The sequence below is a fragment of the Brevibacterium sp. HMSC07C04 genome (assembly GCF_001815905.1).
Classification (GTDB): domain Bacteria; phylum Actinomycetota; class Actinomycetes; order Actinomycetales; family Brevibacteriaceae; genus Brevibacterium.
In genome coordinates, this window is the sequence record NZ_KV823278.1 from 12,370 (window position 1) to 33,718 (window position 21,349).

Annotated in this window: 12 protein-coding genes and 3 tRNA genes; 10 read left to right on the top strand and 5 right to left on the bottom strand. The window is 61.5% G+C overall.

Going from position 1 to position 21,349, the window contains the following annotated elements; genetic code table 11:
* Nucleotides 1-155 precede the first annotated feature (155 nt).
* The 7 genes from HMPREF3162_RS08830 to HMPREF3162_RS08860 all read left to right on the top strand — a co-directional run bounded on the left by HMPREF3162_RS08830 (nucleotide 156) and on the right by HMPREF3162_RS08860 (nucleotide 10,549).
* Nucleotides 156-1,553, top strand: a complete 1,398-nt coding sequence (locus tag HMPREF3162_RS08830) for a hypothetical protein (RefSeq protein WP_070777632.1) — start codon at nucleotides 156-158, stop codon at nucleotides 1,551-1,553.
* Nucleotides 1,554-1,609: 56 nt separating this feature from the next.
* Nucleotides 1,610-1,696, top strand: a tRNA-Ser gene (locus tag HMPREF3162_RS08835).
* A 412-nt stretch (nucleotides 1,697-2,108) separates the two neighbouring features.
* Complete coding sequence (locus tag HMPREF3162_RS08840; protein ID WP_070575559.1) at nucleotides 2,109-2,651, top strand: peptidoglycan-binding protein; 543 nt, start codon at nucleotides 2,109-2,111, stop codon at nucleotides 2,649-2,651.
* A gap of 106 nt (nucleotides 2,652-2,757) precedes the next feature.
* Entirely contained in the window at nucleotides 2,758-3,747 is a 990-nt protein-coding gene (locus tag HMPREF3162_RS08845; protein ID WP_070777633.1) for an MBL fold metallo-hydrolase, read from the top strand.
* Nucleotides 3,748-3,787: 40 nt separating this feature from the next.
* The gene (locus tag HMPREF3162_RS08850) at nucleotides 3,788-4,954 is read left to right on the top strand and encodes a C45 family autoproteolytic acyltransferase/hydrolase (RefSeq protein WP_070777634.1); all 1,167 of its coding nucleotides are present in this window, start codon (nucleotides 3,788-3,790) and stop codon (nucleotides 4,952-4,954) included.
* Between the two features lie 272 nt (nucleotides 4,955-5,226).
* Entirely contained in the window at nucleotides 5,227-8,085 is a 2,859-nt protein-coding gene (locus HMPREF3162_RS08855; RefSeq protein ID WP_070777635.1) for an MMPL family transporter, read from the top strand.
* On the top strand, nucleotides 8,078-10,549 hold the full coding sequence (locus tag HMPREF3162_RS08860) for a YhgE/Pip domain-containing protein (RefSeq protein WP_083318968.1): 2,472 nt from the start codon (nucleotides 8,078-8,080) through the stop codon (nucleotides 10,547-10,549). The genes HMPREF3162_RS08855 and HMPREF3162_RS08860 overlap by 8 nt, the downstream gene beginning before the upstream one ends.
* A gap of 64 nt (nucleotides 10,550-10,613) precedes the next feature.
* Here HMPREF3162_RS08860 and HMPREF3162_RS08865 read toward each other — a convergent pair whose 3' ends face one another.
* A complete protein-coding gene (locus tag HMPREF3162_RS08865) occupies nucleotides 10,614-12,566 on the bottom strand; it encodes an FAD/NAD(P)-binding protein (RefSeq protein WP_070777637.1) in 1,953 nt (650 codons plus the stop codon).
* Nucleotides 12,559-14,598 (bottom strand): LCP family glycopolymer transferase, encoded by a 2,040-nt coding sequence (locus tag HMPREF3162_RS08870; protein ID WP_070777638.1) that lies wholly within the window; start codon nucleotides 14,596-14,598, stop codon nucleotides 12,559-12,561. The genes HMPREF3162_RS08865 and HMPREF3162_RS08870 overlap by 8 nt, the downstream gene beginning before the upstream one ends.
* A 224-nt stretch (nucleotides 14,599-14,822) precedes the next feature.
* Here HMPREF3162_RS08870 and HMPREF3162_RS08875 point away from each other — a divergent pair.
* A tRNA-Ser gene (locus HMPREF3162_RS08875) sits at nucleotides 14,823-14,911 on the top strand.
* Nucleotides 14,912-14,982: 71 nt separating this feature from the next.
* A complete protein-coding gene (locus HMPREF3162_RS08880) occupies nucleotides 14,983-16,053 on the top strand; it encodes an alpha/beta hydrolase fold domain-containing protein (RefSeq protein WP_070777639.1) in 1,071 nt (356 codons plus the stop codon).
* Nucleotides 16,054-16,131: 78 nt separating this feature from the next.
* Here HMPREF3162_RS08880 and HMPREF3162_RS08885 read toward each other — a convergent pair whose 3' ends face one another.
* Together HMPREF3162_RS08885 and HMPREF3162_RS08890 are read right to left on the bottom strand one after the other, a co-directional pair.
* Nucleotides 16,132-17,238 (bottom strand): baeRF3 domain-containing protein, encoded by a 1,107-nt coding sequence (locus HMPREF3162_RS08885; protein WP_070575536.1) that lies wholly within the window; start codon nucleotides 17,236-17,238, stop codon nucleotides 16,132-16,134.
* Between the two features lie 229 nt (nucleotides 17,239-17,467).
* Nucleotides 17,468-19,300: a phosphoenolpyruvate carboxykinase (GTP) gene (locus HMPREF3162_RS08890; protein ID WP_070777640.1), complete on the bottom strand. Its 1,833-nt coding sequence runs from the start codon at nucleotides 19,298-19,300 to the stop codon at nucleotides 17,468-17,470.
* Nucleotides 19,301-19,615: 315 nt separating this feature from the next.
* Between HMPREF3162_RS08890 and HMPREF3162_RS08895 the strand changes: the two genes are divergently transcribed.
* Nucleotides 19,616-19,688, top strand: a tRNA-Arg gene (locus HMPREF3162_RS08895).
* Nucleotides 19,689-19,806: 118 nt separating this feature from the next.
* On the opposite strand, the gene HMPREF3162_RS11680 is transcribed toward HMPREF3162_RS08895, so the two are convergent.
* Nucleotides 19,807-21,192: a DUF4870 domain-containing protein gene (locus HMPREF3162_RS11680; RefSeq protein ID WP_141759578.1), complete on the bottom strand. Its 1,386-nt coding sequence runs from the start codon at nucleotides 21,190-21,192 to the stop codon at nucleotides 19,807-19,809.
* Nucleotides 21,193-21,349: the final 157 nt, after the last annotated feature.

A 21,349-nucleotide genomic window follows, 5' to 3' on the forward strand; every position in this document is an offset into this window, starting at 1 on the left:
GCGTCTAAGCGAGCTGGAAATGAAGCTTGCGCCCTCTATGACGTACGAGACCGGGCTCTGGGCGGGCACGGTCTGGCACGCTTCGATAGACTCGGATTCCGGCGGGATGTGCTCCCGTTCGAATTCAGCTCTCGCAGCCAAGGAAGCAGACACCGGTGCCGGAAACTCACGACACAAGCGACAGTTCTCATACGGGCAGCGCTGACTCGACTCAGCGGGAGGCACGTAAGCCGATCCTTGCGATCAGCGCTGTCGCTGTTGCGCTTCTTATTGCCGCTGTTGGCATTCGCGCTTGTGAGGACGACCCGGCGCCGCCTCAAGAACAGCAGACAGAGGTTGACTTCCTCAACCACGAACAGGCAGAGCGGATTGTCAGCGCTCTTCAGGATGAGGGTGCGGACGTCTTCCAGCTGGTCATCACCAGAAAACACGCGACAGCCCAGATCTTCGAACAGGACGGCAAACTGGGCACCCTGGTGTTCAGCCCAACCGGCGAACCCGAAAAGAAGGGCGGAGGGACGGCTCCTGCTGATGCCGCGCGCGTTCCCGCTGCTGACATCAGCGCAGACGCGTTCAAAGCCGCGGAGGACAAAACGCTTGACGTGATTGACGAAGCTGAGCGAATCCGCTCGCTGTCGATCGAACAGGACTACGGAAACTTCAATGGTCGCGATGCTGGACCGTCTGCCACGCTGCGAGCGGCGACTTCGGGTGAAGGCTTCGGCACCGGGTCGGGAACCGTTGTGTGGGATCTTGCTGCTGAGCGGATCCTCAGTGTTCCCAGCGCCGATGGGGCAGTGCCGAACGTAGCCCAGACGGACGAAGCCGAACAGCTGCTGGACACCATGCCCGCAGTCGAAGCTATGGCTGAGCAGTCCGGCAAGCAGCTGGTCACAGCTCTTGAATACTACGAGGTGAAACAGGTCCTCAGCGTTGAGTTCGCAGGCAATGAAACCCGTGCGGTTGTGCTGACCAAAGACGACAAGACAATCCAGTTGGACTTCGCCACGGGGGCGCCCACCGCAAGCAACTACACACACTCGGGACTTGCACCGCTGGATGACTGGAAAAAGCTGGCCGACACAGCACCCAGCGGCAGGCTGATGGAAGCTGTCGAGGGCCTCAAACTCCCATCCGAGTCAGCCGGAGCGCCGAAGGGTGCGGGCGCGGCTCTGTTCAACGCCGACAAGCGGACACCAGCACCGGAAAGCGCCCCGAGTGATGCCCCTGAAGGACAGGCGGGGGATGCCACCGCGAAGCCGACGGACGGTGCAACTGCCGAAGATGAAGAAGGCCAGGCGGCTGGCGAGCCGGACGGCACCTCGGAATCGGCTGGGCCAAGCGAAGAGCCAACACAGAAGAAGACCCCAGATCCGGTCGACATGACCAAACTGCCCATTCTTATGGTTCGCCACCACGGCGAACATGGTGATGTTGTGTTCGTCGATTCGCAGGCAGGCGACGCGGACCGGCCCACTAAGTGGGCGCTCGCCGATGGCAAACCGCTTGCCGAAGACGTGCAGAGCGCATACTGGACGCGAGCCAGCCAGTAGCACCTCGTGAGTGATTCACCTTTGTGTGGCACAATGGTCAGGCGCTGTGCGCATCTGGTGAGTTGACAGAGCGGCCGAATGTGACGGTCTTGAAAACCGTTGAGTCCTCACGGGCTCCGTGGGTTCAAATCCCACACTCACCGCCGGACACCCCGGCAGTTCAATGAACTGCCGGGGTTTTCTGTTTGGGCAGCGGGGTGGTGCGCGCGGCGCGGTGTGGCGCCGCTGATCTTGTGCAGGAGACACCCGCTGGCCGGGATCTGCGCGAAAACAACCACTGCTATCGGGAGTTTTTGTTGCTGAAGGGTGGGAGCTGGTCGCGACGCCGAGGTGCCGACCCGGTTCTTCTTGTTTCGGAAGGTTGGGAAACGGCCAAGGAACACTGAGACTCCTTTGACTCGCAGTTTGTTGAAGGGCGGCTGCAGCCGTGGAATCGTAAAAACAGCCCCGGAGATTCGCTTCTTCGACTTCCCCGGCACCGCCCTGCAGGGCCCTGCAGACGACGCGAGCAGGGGCTGACAAAAACAGAAGCAATCGAAAACAGGAGCGAAGTCCGTGAAGACGCTTACCCGTATTTCTACGACCACCGCAATCGCCGCCGGAATTGCCGCCGTCGGAGTCCTGGCTTCAGGCCCCGCCATGGCCACCGAAGGCACCAAACCGGCAGTGTCTCCCAAAGCACAGGCGGCTGCACAGCAGCAGCTGAACCCGCAGCAGATCGAGAATGTCAAGACGATCATCCAGGTCGGCAAGGACAACAATATTCCGCGCCAGGGCATCAAGATCGCACTCATGACCGCACAGCAGGAATCAACTCTGCTCAATCTCAACTACGGCGACCGTGATTCACTGGGTCTGTTCCAGCAGCGTCCCTCCGCCGGATGGGGCAATCCCGCACAGGTCCAAGACCCTGTCTTCGCTGCGAAATCGTTCTACGGTGTGAATCCCGCAGTGTCACCCAATGGCCTTCTCCAGATTCCGGGCTGGGAAACCATGGCACCCGGTGATGCAGCCCAAGCTGTTCAGGCTTCCGCATTCCCCAACGCCTACGCGAAATGGGACGGAATGGCAGAAGACCTCCTCAACCAGTACTTCTGATAGCCAGCGGCTGACACAGCCCGGCGACGTTCGGACCGGCGGTGAGCAGGTGCCTCGGCGCACAGCCCACCGTCGGCCCGAACTGTCCCTTGACACAATGAGCACCATGAGTGCCGCTGCTGAATTGGTCGAGGGGACGTGGGCGATTCCGGTGCCCACACCTTTTGGCGGGCACACCGTTGCTTACCTGCTTGCAGAAGACACTGGGTTCAGCCTCATAGACACCGGGTGGGGCAGCCGCGAAGGACTCACCGCTCTTATGGCGGGAATCGAGCAGGCGGGCTTCACTCCCAATGAGCTGAACGGCGCAGCGGTGACCCACCACCACTACGGTCATGCTGGCATGCTGCAGGCGCTGAACCAGCCGGACATTTGGTGTGGCATCCACGGCCACGAACTCAAAACGCTTAAAGACATTCGCGACGGCAAAGCGCCCACGGCTGGTTTTGAAGTTCCTGTGCCCCGCGTGCCCGCCGGCACGGTGCTTCTGGCCGATGGCGCTCACCTGCCGCTGTCCGGCCGCACCGTGCGGGCCGTGTGGACGCCCGGCCACACGTTCGGCCACACGGTGTTCGTGGAAGATCACCCCGAGGGAACGATCCTGTATTCCGGCGATCACGTGCTGCCGGAAGAAGAATCGCCCGAAGGCCGCCTGGGCTTGGATGTCGGCTATCTTCCCCGCGCGGTCAGTGCCTACACGGATTCGCTGAGAAAGCTGGAGCAGCTGCCGCCTGACACGCTGGTGCTCCCGGGCGAAGGCCGTCCCTTCTGCGGTCTGCACGACCGAGTCCAACAGATTGTGCAGGCCCGAACCGCACGCACCGCCGCGGTCGCAGACGCTGCCAGACACACCGCAGACGCCGCCCAGTCAGCGGCCAGCCCCCAAGCCGACAGCCGCCGCACCCGTGAAGCCCGCACACCAGAACACCCCGCACCGGAACATCGAGCCCTTGAACTCATCGCAGAAAAGACTGCGGACCTTTCTGATCTGCCGCCGGGGTCCTTTGCGCGCTTCGCGGCTCTTATGGACACCGCTTCCCACATGTGGGCAGCCGGAGTTCCAGTGAACGCCCATCCGTGTTGGCACAGCCGATAGGCTTCGCATACAGCAGATTCTCCAGCAGCGAGGAGTTCACATGCCGGTTCCACACGAAGTCCGCTCCGAATCGATTGTGGTCAGCGGCCCCACCCCGCAGATGCGTGGGATGGCGAGGGCCACGCAGACCGCGCAGAGGATCCGTTCGGCACACAGAAGCTACACGCATCTGTTCCAAACCCTCGGCATAGAGGACAGCGCGGTCAAAGCAGCGGCACAAGACTCCCTCGCCGCGCTGCGCGACTGGGACCCCGACCAGCATCAAGAAGTCACCGGCGCTGCAATGGGGGCGGGGCTTACGCCCGCTGACCTCATGGTCATCATTGCCCGCACGGAAATCATGACGCTCGCGGACCGCTCCGCACTCCCGTCCCAGCTGGATCGACCGCGGAAGGAAAGCTCCACCTCGGCACCTTCGGAATGTTCGACCATCACCTTTGCCGCAGACCGTGCCGCCGGTGCCGCGGATCCAGCCGCCGGTGCCGGTGCGGGCGCTCCGTGCGTTGGCGCGCAGACGTGGGACTGGTATCCGGAGTTCGCAGACCTGTGGCACCTGCACTCTGTGGCTGCTCTGCCGGGCGGCTACGGCTACGCGGGTCTCGCCGAGTACGGCATGACCGGCAAAATAGGGGTCAATTCGGCTGGTCTGGGGTGTTTTCTCAACATTCTGTTCTCCACTGACGATGCGCCTGGTGGAGTTCCTGTGCACTCTGTTCTCGCGCGGATCCTAGGGGTTGCCGGAAGTGTTGACGAGGCGGTGCGGATGATTGAAGACGCACCCCTGTCGTCCAGTTCGGTCATCACGCTGATCGACTCTGAACAATCGGCGATGGTCGAAATCAGCGCTGGTAGGACCCGTGTGCTTGATCAGCGCGGCTACGCGGTGCACACCAACCACTTTTTGGATGGTGAGTTCGCGCAGACCGGCCTGCTCAGCCCGCCGAACGCCAACACCTTTGACCGGTTGGAGTTTCTGCAGGACGCAGTGAGCTGCGCCGGTGTGCCGCAGTGCGCGGAGGATCTTGTGCCTCTTCTGTGTTCAGACCTGGCTTCTGGCTGCGTGGCCAAACTGCCAAAACCCGGCGGCACTCTCGAAACGGCCACATTGGCCAGTGTTCGCATTGATCCCGCCCAGCGGAAGATTGCCGTCAGCCCGGGAGTTCCGCAGTACGTGAAAATGCGCACAGTCGTCTTGCAGGCACCCTGACGCCGCAACAGGCTGTAGGCAGTTGCTTCCGGTGAAATTCTTTTGGCGCGCTCGGCGTTCTCATTGCATACGATCAGCGTGTTTTCGGGCATTGCTCCGGCTGCGCGAGCCGTATGGGCGGTTGCAGCGTCAGCGGGTGTGAGCTGGGTTCACAGGTCCGCGCGTCATACTTGACTTAAGGTTTTCTGGGCGACGGTGAAGCGCTCAGTTGCTAACATCGCTGAGTACGTTTACTACTGGCCAGTAACTTCACGATTGTTCGGAGCTCCTGAATGTCGTCTTTTCTCTATGAACTCGGTGCGGCGGCCTACCGTCGACGGAAGACAACCGTTGCCGTATGGCTTGCCATACTCGCCCTGCTCGGCGGGTGCGTTGCGCTGTTCTCAGACGACTTCTCCGATGAATTCGAGCTTCCCGGTGCCCAGTCCCAGGAAGCTCTTGACAACTTGGAGCTCACATTTCCGCAGGTCAGCGGTGGTCGCGGCCAGTTGACCATCGTCGCCCCAGAAGGCGCCGACCTCAGAAGCGAGGAATACAAGAAGCCGATCGAGGCAGCTGCCGAGAAAATCGAAGACTACGACCACGTCGACGGTGCAACGAGCCCCTACGACGACATCATCGAAGGTTCGATCAGTGATGACGGCAACGCCGCTCTGCTCAATGTCCAGTACGACGAGGCAGAGGCCAATCTGCCCGACTCAGTCAAAACGGATCTTGAAAAAGCAGCTGACAATCTGCAGTCCCAACTGCCCGAAGGCACCGAGGTCGTTGCCGGCGGTGAGATCTTCAAGGTCACCGGCATCGAAATCTCCTGGGTGGAGGGCATCGGCGTTGTTGTGGCCTTCTTCGTGCTGTTTGTGACCTTCGGATCGTTCATCGCAGCCGGAATTCCGCTGGTCACCGCAATTGTCGGCGTAGCCATCGGCCTGCTGCTGGTGGTGCTGACAACGGCGTTCGCCACCGTGAACTCCACCGCCCCCATGCTTGCGCTCATGCTGGGCCTGGCAGTCGGAATCGACTACGCGCTCTTCATCATTTCGCGCGCTCGCCAGCTCAGCCGCGAGGAAGGCCACAGCGCCCACGAATCCGCGGCACGGGCAACCGCCACCGCCGGTTCTGCCGTTGTGTTCGCCGGTATGACGGTCATCATCGCCCTTGTCGGACTGTCAATCGCGGGCATTCCCTTCCTGTCGGTTATGGGCTTCGGTGCGGCCGCAACCGTTGCAGTAGCCGTCCTTGTGGCCCTGACACTGGTTCCGGCGATCATGGGCTTCTTCGGCGAAAAGATGATGCCGAAGAAGAAAAAGAAAGCCACATCCGAAGACGCCCAGGCCGACAGCCCCCGTCGGCAGGCCAAGCCGAAGAAGGAGCGCCCGGCAACGCGGATCTTCCGGACTTGGGAGCACATTGTCACGAAGGTGCCAGCGCTGACGGTCATCATTGTGGTTGTGGGCCTCGGCCTGTTTGCCGTTCCGGCGTCCAAACTGCAGCTGGCGCTGCCGAACAACGGCGGTGAGCCCGAAGGCACACCACCGCGAATCGCCTACGACCTCACCGAAAAGCACTTCGGGCCCGGTGCGAACGGCCCGCTGATCGTCACCGCGGACATCATCACCAGCGATGATCCGCTGCAGGACGTCGATGACATCAAAAAGGACCTTGAAAAGGTTGACGGCGTCAAGCAGATAGCCATGGCGACCCCCAATGAAAACGCCGACACCGCGATGGTTCAGGTCATCCCAGAGTACGGCCCGGACGATCCGCGCACAGAAGAAGTCGTCGAAAAGATCCGCGACATGCACGACTACTTCAAGGACAAGTACGGCTTTGAGACCGCGGTGACAGGTTCGACTGCGGTGGCCATCGACGTATCGAGCCAGTTGGGCAAGGCCCTGGTTCCCTTCGGCATCTTCGTCGTGGGTCTGTCGATTGTCCTGCTGATGATGGTGTTCCGGTCCGTGGCGGTGCCGATCAAGGCAGCTCTGGGCTTCCTCCTGTCGGTCATCACCGCCTTCGGTGTGGTGTCACTGGTCTTTGTGGAAGGGCACGGAGCCGAAGCGATCGGCATTGAACAGGTGGGTCCGGTCATTTCGTTCCTGCCGATCATCCTCATGGGCATCCTGTTCGGCCTGGCCATGGACTACGAGGTGTTCCTCGTGTCCGGTATGCGCGAAGCCTATGCGCACGGGGCGCCTGCTCGCGAAGCAATCGAGAGGGGCTTCCTGGCTTCCGCCGGTGTTGTCACGGCCGCGGCACTCATCATGTTCGCCGTGTTCGCAGCGTTTGTGCCCGCTGGCGAGCCGATCATCAAGTCAATCGCGCTGGGCCTGGCGGTGGGCATCACCGTTGACGCTTTCCTCATCCGCATGACTCTTGGCCCGGCCGTTATGGCGATGCTGGGTGAAAAGTCGTGGTGGCTGCCGAAGAAGCTCGACAAGATCCTGCCCCACTTCGATGTCGAAGGCGAAGGCCTTGCTCACCTTGTTGAACAGCGTGACTGGCCGCAGAAGGACTCGCCTTACCTGCTCTACGGTGAGGACATCGGCATCAACGGACCCCGGGACAAGGGGAGCTCGGTTCGCGGTGACGTCGGCGATGCGGAAGGCAAGCTGGTCTCCGGGGTCAACATTGCGCTCAAACCCGGCGAGGTGTTCGCCGTCACCGGGCCTGGATCATCGGCTCTTGTCACTGCGCTGTCGGGCCGCATGCCGATCTCTGAGGGCGAACTCAAGATCCTCGACTGGGTTATGCCAGAACAGGGTGGGCACGTCCGGCGAGCGCTGCCGCTGATCGTCATGAGTCCGCGCGACGATTCGACGGCACCGTCGCATCGTTCGCTCTACCGCATGATCCAAGATCCGCCCAAGCTGGTCGTCATCGACCACGCTGACCAGCCGCAGGACTCACAGAGCGCGGCTCTGCTCAAGCGGCTGATCGACTCATCACTCCAGCGCGGCTCGGCGGTGATCCTCGGTCTTGTCACCGCGGATTCCGACTGGATGCTGCCGAAGAACTCCGAATACACACTCCTAGACCTTCACCGCAGCTCCGACCATTCGCCTTTTGCGGAAGCGGATGCTGATGCGCACCAAGAGTCTGTCCACCTGACGGGGGAAACACACCATGTTTAAGTTTGAACGAGCCGCTGCCGGTCAGCGGGTGACATGGTGGACCATCATCGGTCTGCTGCTCATCCCGCTGCTGGTAGCCGGCGGCTATGTGGTGACTGCCCAAGGGGCAGAAGAGAAAGTCCACACCATTCCGGGAGCCATCGTCAACAACGACGACGGCACCGAAATCGACGGCAAAACCGTGCCGTTGGGCCGCCAGCTGGCCGCCGCTCTCATCGCGCCGGATGACGAAGACCAGGACAACCTCGACTGGCAGCTGTCAGATGACGAGGACGCCGCAGAGGGTCTGCGCAACGGCAAGTACGCCACGGTTGTGACTATCCCGAAGAACTTCTCCGAGCGCGTCATGTCGATTTCCGAAGACGACGGCAAGAACGCCGAACACGCCACGATCGACATTCAGCAGTCCAAAGTGAAGCCGGTGCCGGACGTCATCATCGCCAAGGCGATCACGCAGGCGGCAACCCAGAGCTTCAACAAGGACTTCGCCAAGAAGTACCTCGACAACATCTACCTGGGCTTCAACGAAATCTCCGGGCAGATGCAGGCAGCCGCTGACGGTGCAGGGAAGCTGGACGATGGCGCCGGTGAGTTGCTGGACGGCACCGAACAGCTGGACAGCGGTGTGCAGGAACTCGACAAGGGTGCTCAGAAGCTGTCCGATAAGGGCAAAGATCTGCGCAGCGGAGCCGACGAACTGGCTGACGGAGCCGACGAGCTCGCGTCTGGTCTGAACACCATGAAGGACCAAACGAAGTCACTTCCCGGTCAGACGAAGAAGCTGTACAAGGGCGCTGACAGCCTGCACGACGGCATCGTCGAATACACCGGCGAGATCGACAAGGTTGTCAAAGCGCTGGACGGGTTCGACGCCGACAAGCTCAAAAAAGCCGTCGACGCTGCCGACAAGCTCGACAGCTCCATGGACACCATCGCCACTGGTGTGGAAGACATGCAGAAGGACGTCGACAAGCAGCTTGCCGCGGCCAAGAAGCTCATGAACGCCGACGGAACGTCGAAGGCCACAAGCCTCGATGACCTTCAGGCCGCTGGGCTGATGACAGCAAAGGAAGTCTCGCAGGCGCGTGCGGCACTGTGCCCGTCACCCGATTCCAAGATCAGCAAGCAGGGCGCCAAGCAGTTCCAGAAGGACCTGAAGAAGGCCATGGGCGAAGCGGGAGTTTCCCCAGAAGTCCAGAAGACCCTCCTCGACCCCGAGCTTCAGAAGGCACTCGGCAGTGCGGTTTCCAAGACAAGCTGCGCTACAGCCGAACGGGCCTTCGCAGCGGGAATCAGCTCCGCCTCGGTGGGGGTGCTGCAGAAGATCAGCGACGGTCTGCACACCAAGGGCGACTCCGGTCTCACCCTGCCGCAGGGTCTGCGCAAGCTTGCCGATGGAACAAGTGACCTCAACTCGGGCATCGAGGACAACCTCGGAGACATTGAAAAGGGCGTCAACGGACTCAAGGAAGGCAAGAAGGAAGTCCTCGGCGCAGGTAAGAAGCTGCGGGACGGATCCGGGCAGCTTGCCGACGGAACCGAGAAGCTTCACAAGGGCACGGGCAAGCTGACCGATGGCATCAGTGACGCTGCTGAGGGTTCGGACAAGCTTGCCGACGGCGCTTCGAAGTACCGCGACGGCGTCGGCCAATACACCGACGGGGTCGACCAGCTGGCCGACGGCACCGAGGAACTGTCAGACAACACCCCCAAACTCGTTGACGGCACGAAGGAGCTCAAGGACGGCACCGGCGAGTTCTACGACCAACTCGAAGAGGGCAAGGACGAAATACCCACCTACGACAAATCGCATCGTTCGCAGCTGTCGGACGTGGTGGCGGCGTCCGTGCCGGGTGAAACGGCGAAGCTGAGCGCCTTGTCGCAGAACAGCGTCATCGGCGTGCTGTTCACCCTGCTGCTGTGGATCGGCTCGCTGCTGACCTACACGGTCCTGCGTGCTGTGCCCGCTTCGGCTGTTACATCCGGTCGGCCCTCGTGGCAGGTGGGTCTGAAATCGCTGGCGCCGGGCTTGGCGATTGCGGTCATCCACGCCTTTGTCATGACCGTCCTATTCCAGTTCATCTGGGGTCTGGGCTTTGGAACGTTTGCGGGCATGTTCCTTCTGGCCCTGCTGGCGGGTGTGACGTTCACCGTCATCAACTTTGCACTCACGGCGCTGATGGGCGGCTTCGGCCGGATTCTGTCGGCGGCGATCATAGTGGCCGTTTTGTCGGTCAACATGATCAGCACCGCACCGACCGGGCTGGTGTCGCTGGTGAACATGCTGCCGCCGGCTCCTGCTGTTTCTGGCTTCACCGCGTTGGCGTCGGGCACACCGGGTGCCGGTGCGGCCGTCGGGCAGCTGGTGGTGTGGCTCATTGTCGGTGCCGCCGCGGCCTTGGCGGCAATCGCCAGCAAGCGAACCGTCACGGTGCCGCGCAGGCCCGCCTACCGGTACGTGTGATCAGCTGAAGAAGACGAGGCGGAAACTCACCTGAGTTTCCGCCTCGTCTTCTGCTGTGTGCAGGTCAGGTGAGGTCGTCGATGATCGCCTGAGCGATCGTGTTGGCATCGATGAGGCTCTGTGCTCGCGCGTTGGGGTTGGCGGCAATCGCCAGGCCCAGCTGCACAGCTGAAAGCTGGATGGAGAACGCAAAGCGGCGCGGGTGGACTGTGCCGTCGGCAGTGACGGTGCGGTAGGAAGGACCGTCAACATCGAGACCAGTCAGGGGCATATCGACACCCGCCGGGCTCGTGACGACAGCGGGTCGCACCTGGCCGCGGTCGAGCAGCGAGTTCATGAGTTCATCATCGGCAAACCGGACGTTGTTCGCCGGTGTCGAAGCGTCCACCAGGGCTGTTGCGCGAATCGGCCTGTCTACGGCGGGACTGGTGGCCACGAAGTGGCCGCGGCCGGGACCGCCCACGGTTTTGATCTGCACGCCCGGGCCGACGAAATCGACAAGCCTTGCCTCTGTCAGCGCAATCAGCTCGGCAAAGCGCTGCGGGGGAGGGCCGTCGCAGATGCCGGACACAAAGCCCTCAAACCAGCCGCGGACTTCGGAAGTGAAGCTCAACGGGTCCAGTAGGCCGTCAACCACGACGGTCTTAAGCAGATTGCGGGCAGCCCACAGAGCGGCAAAAACGGCTTTGCCGGGTGAGCCCGAAGGTCCCGCCTGTGCTGCGGCGAGGTCGCGGCGCAGAAACTTCAGCATCCATTCGCGCAGATCAGAGTCCGGTTCGGCGAACTCGACACCTTCCATGGGGCGCAGCAGCCGGTGCAGATCGAGCGCAAAGCCGGGGTCGGCAAGAACTCGCTGTTCAACGGCCACCCAGTTGGGGGAGGCTTGGGTCAACAGTCCCGCGGGGGAGGTTCCGGCAGCCCGGCCTCCCTTTTCAGTGCGACCGGCGCGAACCCCAATGTGTTCGGTGACAAAGTGGGTAAGCGCATCGTGCATGTGAACGGGGTCAGCGCTGAATGCCTCGGGGCGCACGCGGTACAGCGTGCGATACCAAGCGGATCGGATGTCAGCCAGGATCAGCGGCCACAGGTGGTCATTGAAGCTCAGCTTCTGCCCCTCTGCCGCCTGGGCCTGTGCCAGATTTCGGATGTTCTCCGGAATGAAGTAGCGCAGCTGCCATTCGGAAAGTGGGTGCGCTTGTGTGATCGGCTTGCACCGGTAGGGGACACCACGGCGGGAGGACGGCACCAGGACCGGTTCGAGCCCGCTGGGGTGGTATTTCAAGGTGCCGTCAGGATTCTGTGTAAAACGGCCGCCCCGGCCCGTGGTCAGCAGATCCTGCAGGTCGAAGTAGTTCAGCCCAAACCCGCGGAAGATCACAGGTTCGCCCGGTTTGAGGCGGTTGACGGGAGTTTCCGCCGGCAGCCACGGCGGCAGGTACTCAACGCCGGGTTCGCGGCTGAGCTCAGCGTAGGAGCGACGTTCATCCGTCAAGCGCGCTTCAATGTGACCCACGCACAGCACGGTGAAGTCGACCGCCAGCCGGCTGCCATCGGACAGGCGCAGAACCTGCTGACTGTCCGTGCCGCCTGGTTCGGCAATGTCCGTCACCCGCGCCTGGTGTTCGATGATGCGTGTTGCCTGGGAGCCCTCAGCCCGGGATGCAATCCGCTGATAGGAGTCGCGCAGATAGCGGCCGTACTCAACGCGGCTGGGAAAATAGGATCCTGGGCTGCGCGGGTCAGACGACCATTCGGCCATCGACGGGCCCTGATTTGGGTTCGGCACGCCGCACGAATCGTCTGCGAACACCGTCTGCTCGGCAGCCGTTGTGTTCATCAGCAGAGACGGGCTCTGATCCGTCCGCCACACCCTCCCGGCACCCGGCGGGAACGGGTCGATCACATGGATGTGCAGCCGGGGCAGCGCCTCGTCAGGCTGAGCGCAGGACAGTGCAACCAGACGTTCGAGAACAGTCAGGCCCCGAGGGCCCATGCCGATGATCGCAATGTCAGCCATCGGCACCGTTTTCGCTGTTGGCACCTCCGCGCAGCTGGTCGTTGTGCGGGTAGCCCGGCCAGGGGTCGCCCGGCGTGTAGCCGTGCGGGTAGCACTTGCCGTCGGCGGTTTCCGCGCCGCGGCCGCGTTCTTCGTCTTCTCCGCCCGACCCCGACTGGTCTGATGCCGAACCGGAGTCAGCCTGGGTGTCGTTGTCTGAATTGTCTGCGCCCTGCGACTTGTCAGAGTCGTCTGCGCTGTCTGTGTTGCCGCCCGATGAGCTCTTAGGACCGGAGGCGCTGTCAGAGTCCTTCTTGTCGTCGCCCGACTGCGTCTGTTCCTTCACCCAGGCGTGCAGGGCGTCGTAATCAGGGCTGAGAGTAGCCACGACGTCGTTGGTGATCTGTGCGGACTTCACTTCGGTGTTGCGCATGATCATGGCGAGGTCAGCAAAGGCACTGAGGTCTGACAGCGGGATGTCAGTGCGGATGTTGTCAGATGCGTTGGCTGCCAGCTTGGGGTACTTCAACGTCATTTCCTGCGGGCTCATCTGTTCGAGAGCGGCCTTGAGGAAACGCTGCTGACGGCACATGCGGTCGTAGTTGTCAGCACCGTCGCGGCTGCGGGTGTACCAAAGTGCCTTTTTGCCTTCGAGGTGCTGCGGGCCCGGGTCGATCCACCCGAAGATCTGGTTCTTTGCGCCGGTGGTCTGGTTGGTGCCGCCGCCCATCGGGATGGGGCGTTCGACGTCGAGCTCAACTCCGCCCATCGTGGTGATGAGATCGGAGAAGCCCTTCATGTTCACGGCCGTCCAGTAGTCCGTTTTGAGCCCCAGGGAGGCCTCAACCGCCTGGATGGTGGCGAACATTCCCGGTTCGAGGCCGTGGGTGTCGCCAACCGCTTCCGGTGAGTTTTCGGCCCAGTCCCACACCGCGTTGATGAGGTCCTCCGAAGGGTTGCCGGTGGGCCGGAACCCGTTGGGGAACGTTTCGGCCAGTTTCGAGTCCTTGGGGAACAGGGGGAAGGCCAGGTTGCGCGGAACCGATATGAGAGTTGTCTGTCCGCTGCGGGTGTTGATGCTGGCAACAAGCATGGTGTCGGGACGAACGCCCTCGCGGTTGTCGGCGCTGTCTTGGCCGATGAGGAAGACGTTGATCCGCTCTTGGTCTGCCCACAGATCCTCGCGTTTGAGAACCCTGGCGCCGTTTTCGCCGAAGACCTTCGACAGTGCTGTGGCCGTGACATTGGCGTAGGCCGCACCAACGCCCAAGGGGATGCCGACGATCACAATGAGGCTGGACACAAGGATCCAGCTGAGCACCTTCTGTGCCCGCGGCATGCGGAAGCCGCGCTTGGACACGGCAAAGGAACGCAGAATCACAAGGACCCAGATGATGAGTCCTACAATGAGCACAATCGATGTGAATCGCAGGATCTTCGGGCTGGACACTATGCGGCTGGCAAACGCCGTCGGACCGTAGATGAGGGCCGAGACAACGAGTGCCCCAATGACCAGGAGAAAGCCAGACAGCAGAACCCATCCGGCGATGGACCTGCGGTCGCGGCGAATGATGGCAAGGCCGGGCAGCATGGTTCCAAGGGTCGTCCACGTGACAACAGAGGGAAATCCGTCGCCGCCGCGCTGACCGTGGCGCGGCTGGGCGTCGTCGTCTTCGGCGTAGCCGTGGTGTGTGGTGTATGCCGACTCTAAGTCCGAATCGTCTTCTTCTTCGTCTTCGTCGGTGAAGTACCAGTTCTCTTCGAGTTCTCTCTGTTCGCGAAGTTCACGCCGTGACGGGAGGGGCCCGTCAAAGCGGTGCGTGGGGTGGTCTTCAGGTTTTGCGGCCGACCGGACACTGTGCGGATGGGTGGGGTGATCGCTGTCTGATCCAGTGGGTTTGTCGCCGCGGAAATTGGGGCGCGATGAAGCGCGGAGGACATGGTGAGAGGAAAGATCAGCCCAGAAGCCATTCTCGGCACTGCCCCCACCGTCCGGCGTGTATTCGCCGTTAGCGGAGCCAGAGCCGCCTGTGGTGTCGTGGGAATCAGTCACCGTGTCGTCTCCTCGTAGTGTGCAGCCGTGCCGCCGTCAGAAGCGGCTTGGTGAGTATATGGCCCTCGGCTGAACAGCAAGTGTATCGAGCCTGTGAGCAGCATAGAGAACATTGACCATGCAGTTGACGAGTGCTGCGACGCACGGCGGGTGGTGCACTGGACTGGCGGCGGAAGGGTGCGCTTTTGCTCCCGGGGCGCTTGGACTGTAACCTGTATCTGCCTGGAGTTGTGGCTGAGCGGTCGAAAGCGTCACCCTGCTAAGGTGAAGTCCTCGTGTTTGGGGACCGAGGGTTCAAATCCCTCCAACTCCGCGCCTAGCCCCGGTGGTTCACAGAATCGCCGGGGCGTTTTCCTTGTCTGGTGTGGGTGAGACGATGGTTTCATGGCTGACGAACAGACTTTTGAATCCATTCCTGCACATATTCGCCGCGCCATGACGCCGGAGCAGACTGCGGTAGTCCGACATCAGCTTGCGCGCACATCTAGTGGGACGGACAAAGCTCGCGGTTCTAACACCGCAGGCGATGACCCCGTCGCAGCGATGCGCGCCGACTACAACGCCGAACGTGCATTCTGGAACGAGGGCGGCCCGCAGATGGCCAGCACTGACAACTTCACTCTGTCGCTGGCCGGTGCGACTGTGCCCGTGCGCATTCATCGTCCGGTGGAAAACGACGCCCTTCCGGTGATCATCTTTGTTCACGGCGGTGGTTTCACTGTCGGCAATCTTGATACCCACGACCGGATTCAGCGAGTTCTGGCCGCAGAATCAGGGGCGGCGGTCGTCGCCGTGGACTATTCGCTGACTCCGGAGACCGTCTTCCCGCAGGCTCTGCACGAAGTTGCCGCTGCCGCCGCCTACTTCGCAGCCCACGGTCAAGAACACGGCATCGACCCACGCCGTCTGTCTTTCGCCGGGGATTCAGCAGGGGCTATTCTTTCGCTCTCAGCTTCCCTGCTTCTGCGCGATGAACCCCACACAGCGGCCCAAGCCGCGGGTCTCAGCCCAGACCAGAGCGCACCTCGCAGCGTTTTTGATTCGATTCGCTCACTCCTGCTCTACTACGGCACATACGGGTTGCGGGATTCCGCCACCATGCGCCTGTACGGCGGCTGGTGGGACGGTATGAGCATGGCGGACCTCGACTCAATGCGCGAGGCCTACTATTATCGGGAAGCTCAGCACGAAGCGAACCCCTATATCGACCCACTGTCGGCCGACTACACCCGACCGGTGCCGCCCATGTTCATCGTCGGCGCCGAACTCGATCCGCTGGCCGATGATTCTCGCGCTCTCGCCCAGACGCTCGCCGCACACGGTAAGGACCACGAATTCCACATGGAGGAAGGTGCTCTCCATTCCTTCCTGCACTACGGCCGGATGATGGAAGCCACCCGCGACGTACTGACCTGGGGTGCCGAATACGCCGCTGCACGCTTCAACATCGCCTGAACCCACTCCGCAACAGCACACGAGGTGGAGCTGCAGAACACTGCAGCTCCACCTCGTCCGTTGGGGAAGGGGAGTGGGTCAGTAGCGGAAGGTGGCAACAGCCTCCGACGATTCCGGGAACTCAGCGACCGTGCGCACCGTGCCCTTGTTGGCGACGGTGGCGATGATCGCTTGGCTTGCCGGACCGTAGGCGTTTGTCGCGGCTAGGCGCTTGATGTCCCGCGGGGTGAACAGCGTGTCCACGCGACCTTCGGCGGCCGCCTGCACGATTTCGCCCAGATCGTAGGAGCCCTTGCCGGCGGCAATGAGCGAGCGGGCGCGTTCGACAACAGCGGCCTCGTCAGCCTGAACCTTGTCGTTGAGCACTTCCCAGGCCTTAGAGCGGAGCTCTTCGGGTCGGGTCTGCTCCGGGTTGCCGGGGATGACGACGTCCTGGACGTTCGGGTAGGGGCACAGGCTCTTGAACGGGCTCAGATACTCCTGCACCGAAGCCAGAACCAGCGGCTGTGAACGAGCGGTGCCCAGTTCAGCCGCAACACCTTCACCTACGCGGCGCAGGAAGTTTTCGCGCAGGTGGTCTTCCGTGTCAGAACCTCCGCCGGTTCCGTAGAAGCCAGTGCGCTCGCCGCCTGCGGAACGGTACTGGAGGTTGTGCTCCGGAAGTTCCGTGACGGTGGCATCGAAGTTCTCGGGAACTGCGCCCAGCGGCAGCTGTTCGATGTGATTGCGGCTGGCGTCGAACAGGCGGACAGAGTTCTTTGCGAGAGCAAGAACGTAGACGCGGCCGGACTGTTCGAGCATGGGGGCCAGCGGAACCACGTTGAAGTGGTCATCAACTGTGCGCAGTGCTGGGACTTCGAGTGGAATCCGGAAGATGCGATAGAAGCCATTGGCAGCGAAAACTGCCAGCCCGCGGCTTGTGTGCAGCCAGAACTCAGGGTCATCGAGGGCCTTTTGGGCCGGTTCGACGACAGCCGCGGCCTCGCTGCCGCTGAGACCCGCGCTTTCGAGGTCCGCTTTCGCCGCGCTGAGCTGATCGCGCATCTGCCCGGCGGCGATCTTGTCCTGGCCGCCGGAGACCTTGGTGGGAATGTAGATGGAGACCTTGCTGCCTGCGATCTGATCGCCTTCAATCAGAGCGTCGAACTCCAGCTGGTCGATGGTGCCTTGAGGGTTGTCAGTCATTGAAGATTCCTCTCCGCGATTGGGCGACACCGAAGTGTCATCTCGTCCCCTCACGGTAACGGGCGGCACGCGGTGTGAAAAGGGGAATTTCACGAAGAGAAACACGGTGTTTCGCACAGTTGATGTGCCGGACACAGAACGAGCGCCCGACCTCGGTTGTGGCTCGTGAACCTGAAGTCGGACGCTCGCTGGTCTGTGTTGTCAGCCGATGCCTGTGCGGCGGCTGGGGTCAGGCGAGACCCAGGCGCTGCCGAAGCTTGTCGACTTCTGCGCGCAGCTCGGCCGGAACGTGGTCGCCGAGTTCTGCGTACCACTCTTCGATCGACTTGAGCTCTTCAGCCCATTCTTCGGGCTTGATGGCAAGTGCCTTCTGCAGCTGCTCCGGTGTGGCGTCGAGTCCGTCAACATCCAGCGCGCCTTCGGCAGGGGCTTTGCCAAGCGGGGTGTCAACGGCGTCAGCGGTGCCGACAACGCGTTCGAAGACCCACTTGAGGACACGCGAGTTCTCTGAGAATCCGGGCCACAGGAACGAATTGTCGTCGTCGCGGCGGAACCAGTTGACGTAGAAGATCTTCGGCAGCTTGGCACCTTCGGTCTTGCCGATGTTCAGCCAGTGCTGGAAGTAGTCGCCAACGTTGTAGCCGATGAAGGGACGCATGGCCATGGGGTCGCGGCGGACAACGCCGACCTTGCCTTCGGCGGCGGCGGTCTGTTCTGAGGACAGGACCGAGCCCATGAACACACCGTGCTGCCAGTCGTGGGTTTCGGTGACCAGCGGCATGGTGGTTTTGCGGCGTCCGCCGAACAGGATGGCGGAGATCGGAACGCCGTTGGGGTCCTGCCATTCCGGGGCGGCCGTGGGGACGTTCGCGATCGGGGTGCAGAAGCGCGAGTTCGGGTGGGCTGCCGGGGTTGAGGACTCGGGTGTCCAGTCGTTGCCCTTCCAGTCAGTCAGGTGGGCCGGTGCTTCGTCCGTCTTGCCTTCCCACCACACGGTGTTGTCGTCGGTCAGGGCGACGTTGGTGAAGATGTTGTTGCCGGCGTCGATTGCAGCCATGGCGGTCGGGTTAGTTGAGTAGCCGGTGCCGGGAGCAACGCCGAACAGGCCGTATTCGGGGTTGACGGCGTAGAGCTGGCCGTCTTCGCCGAAGCGCATCCACGCGATGTCGTCGCCGAGTGTTTCGGCCTTCCAGCCGGGAACGGTCGGCGTGATCATGGCGAGGTTTGTCTTGCCGCAGGCCGATGGGAAGGCGGCGGCGATGTACTTGGATTCGCCTTCGGGGTTGGTCAGCTTGATGATGAGCATGTGCTCGGCCAGCCAGCCTTCATCGCGGGCAATAGCCGAGGCGATGCGCAGGGAGTAGCACTTCTTGCCCAGCAGGGCATTGCCGCCGTAGCCGGAGCCGTAGGACCAGATGGAGCGGTCTTCCGGGAAGTGGGTGATGTACTTGGTTTCATTGCACGGCCAGGCGACGTCTTCTTCGCCCGGTTCGAGCGGAGCGCCCACCGAGTGCATGCATTCGACGAACTTGCCGTCGTTTTTGTCGATTGCGTCAAGAACCTTTGTGGAGACGCGGGCCATGATCTGCATGGACAGAACAACGTAGGGCGAGTCGGTGATTTCGATGCCGAACTGCGGGTGTTTGGCATCGATGTGTCCCATTGCGAACGGGATGACGTACATGGTGCGGCCGCGCATGGCACCGGCGAACAGCTCGTTGAGCTTGGCCCGCATTTCCTGCGGGTCCATCCAGTTGTTCAGAGGGCCGGCATCTTCTTCTTTTTCAGAGTTGATGAAGGTGCGCGATTCAACGCGGGCAACGTCTGCCGGGTCGGACTTTGCGTAGTAGGAGTTTGCCGGTTCGGACAGTTTGACGAGCGTGCCGGCTTCGACCAGCTGGTCGGTGATGGCCTGGCGCTGGTCTTCTTCGCCGGTGATCCACTCGATGCGGTCCGGGGTGGTGAGCTCGGCAGCGCGCTTGACGAATTCGAGGATCTTTTCGTTCTTCGTGGGTGCGCCTGCGAGCAGGTCTTCGACTGAGCCACGGTCGATGACGGTCATGCTTTCTCTCCAAGCTTTCGGTGTTCTTGAGACAAGCCAACCGTAGGAACGTGAAATGTACGCTGGAGAGGAAAACGGGCCGTTCATCATGTGCATTGGCTCACAAACCGATGGTTTATGACGCGTTTCTGAAGTTAGACAGACCGATTCTTTCGTTGCAATGACGTGTTCTTGCATTCGCGTGTGTTTTGGGTTCCGATGGCCGCTGGCGTGGTTCGGTTGCGGGGGTGTTCTTGTGTTGTGGGGAGCCTCACGCAGTCGGCTTTTGGGTTTCGTCGCAACCCTGTGTATAGTTGGTCAGGTCCGCAAGGGCGTGCGCCACTAGCTCAACGGATAGAGCATCTGACTACGGATCAGAAGGTTGGGGGTTCGAATCCCTCGTGGCGCGCGGTGTGAAGTCCCGGGACATCGTTCACTCGATGTCCCGGGAATTTTTTGTGTGGGGCTGGTGGTATGTCGGGCCATTGTTCCCTCGGCGGGCTCGCCGAGGGAACTTGTCAGTGTCCTTACTGCCCCGAAGTTTTGAAGATGCGCGGAACCGGCGCCCGGAAGACTTCTCCGCGACTTGACTTCACAATGCCAAGGATCACTACCACCAGGTGTGCGATAGACAGGAATATCCACGTGATGCCGAATATCGGCAGTGCCATTTCAAGAGGGGCAGGCATGCGGAGACCAGCTTCAGTATCTTCGCCGGTGATCATTCCGACTGTCATGGTGATGAAGAACAGGGCCGGAACCACTATCTGCAGAAGACCCCAGCTTGCTGCGTTGACGCCGTTCTGCGCGGCAGTGCCGCCGACGTTCCGCTGATTGAGTCCCACCACAAGCATGACAACGCCGGCGAGGGCTGAGTTGAGTGTCGGAAGTGGAAAAAGTGCTATGAGCCCGAGGGTCCAGGCGGGAGTGCCGCTGAGGTTCATGTTGCTGTTCCTGGCCGGGTGGTGGTGTCGGGGGTCACCTGGCCGCAGGCCCGTGATCTGCTGTCGATACACAAACTGGCCCATGCCCGATTCCCCCTGCCCAGACGCAGAGTCTTCAAATGATGCTGGTTCGGCTGGTGGTGTTGGTTCGGGTGGTTGTGCGCAGTGTGGTGTTTCTGTGACTTCGTCACTTTCTTTTTCGTCGGCCCATTTGGGTGCAATGATGCGTACCTGGTCGGGTACGGGCAGGTAGTCGGGTACGTCCATGTTCTGGATGAGGTCACGCGGTATTTCATCCAGCCCGCTGCGTTCAAGAACGGCTTTCCAGGCGTCAACAACCTGCTGACTGGTCCAGTCATCAGGGCAGGAGTACACCGTGCCGCTGCCCATACGCTGAGAGGTCATTCCATCGGCAAGCCATGAGATCTCACCGACCACATCATTCAGCCAGATCCGATAACCAGGCCGAATCTGCCACTCCAACCGATGCCACATCAACAGCTCATCAAGAGTGACCATCTCCACATACAGCGGATCAAAGGCAAGGACGAATCCCTCAAAGAGACTCTCACTCAAAGCCTTCGTATGCTCCGGAGATAACCGCTCAACAGAGGCTGTAACTTGATGCAACGGTATCCTGCGGCCTACTGAATCAGAGCCAATGGATAAATCCACACTGATATTGTTTTCGTATCCCGTGATCAATAGACCGGGGTCGGCGTATCCCCACGCGGTTGTCGGTTTGCCGTGGTCATCCACAACAGGCAGTTCTTCAAACAAACGCTGCAGTTCTGCACGCGAACCATCCCAGGGAATATGCAGCAGACTCGAACCCAAAGACGCATCACGAGCTTGCACAAACCCCAATAACGCCATCACCCGATCAGCAGCCCACCCAGGACTCTCACCAGGCCGAGCCCAAAACGCACGAACAAAACAATCCTGCCGCGACCACATGGTCTCAGCCATCACACACCCCTCCTAGGCGTATAAACAACACGGCACAGTGTGCCCGTGTTCGAAGCACGGGCCGAGAGCCTCTCCAGGTGCTCGTAGTGGCAGTCTCAAATTGGCTCATCAGCGGGGTCATTGGCGGAATTGTGGTGGGATGTACTGCTCTTCTAGG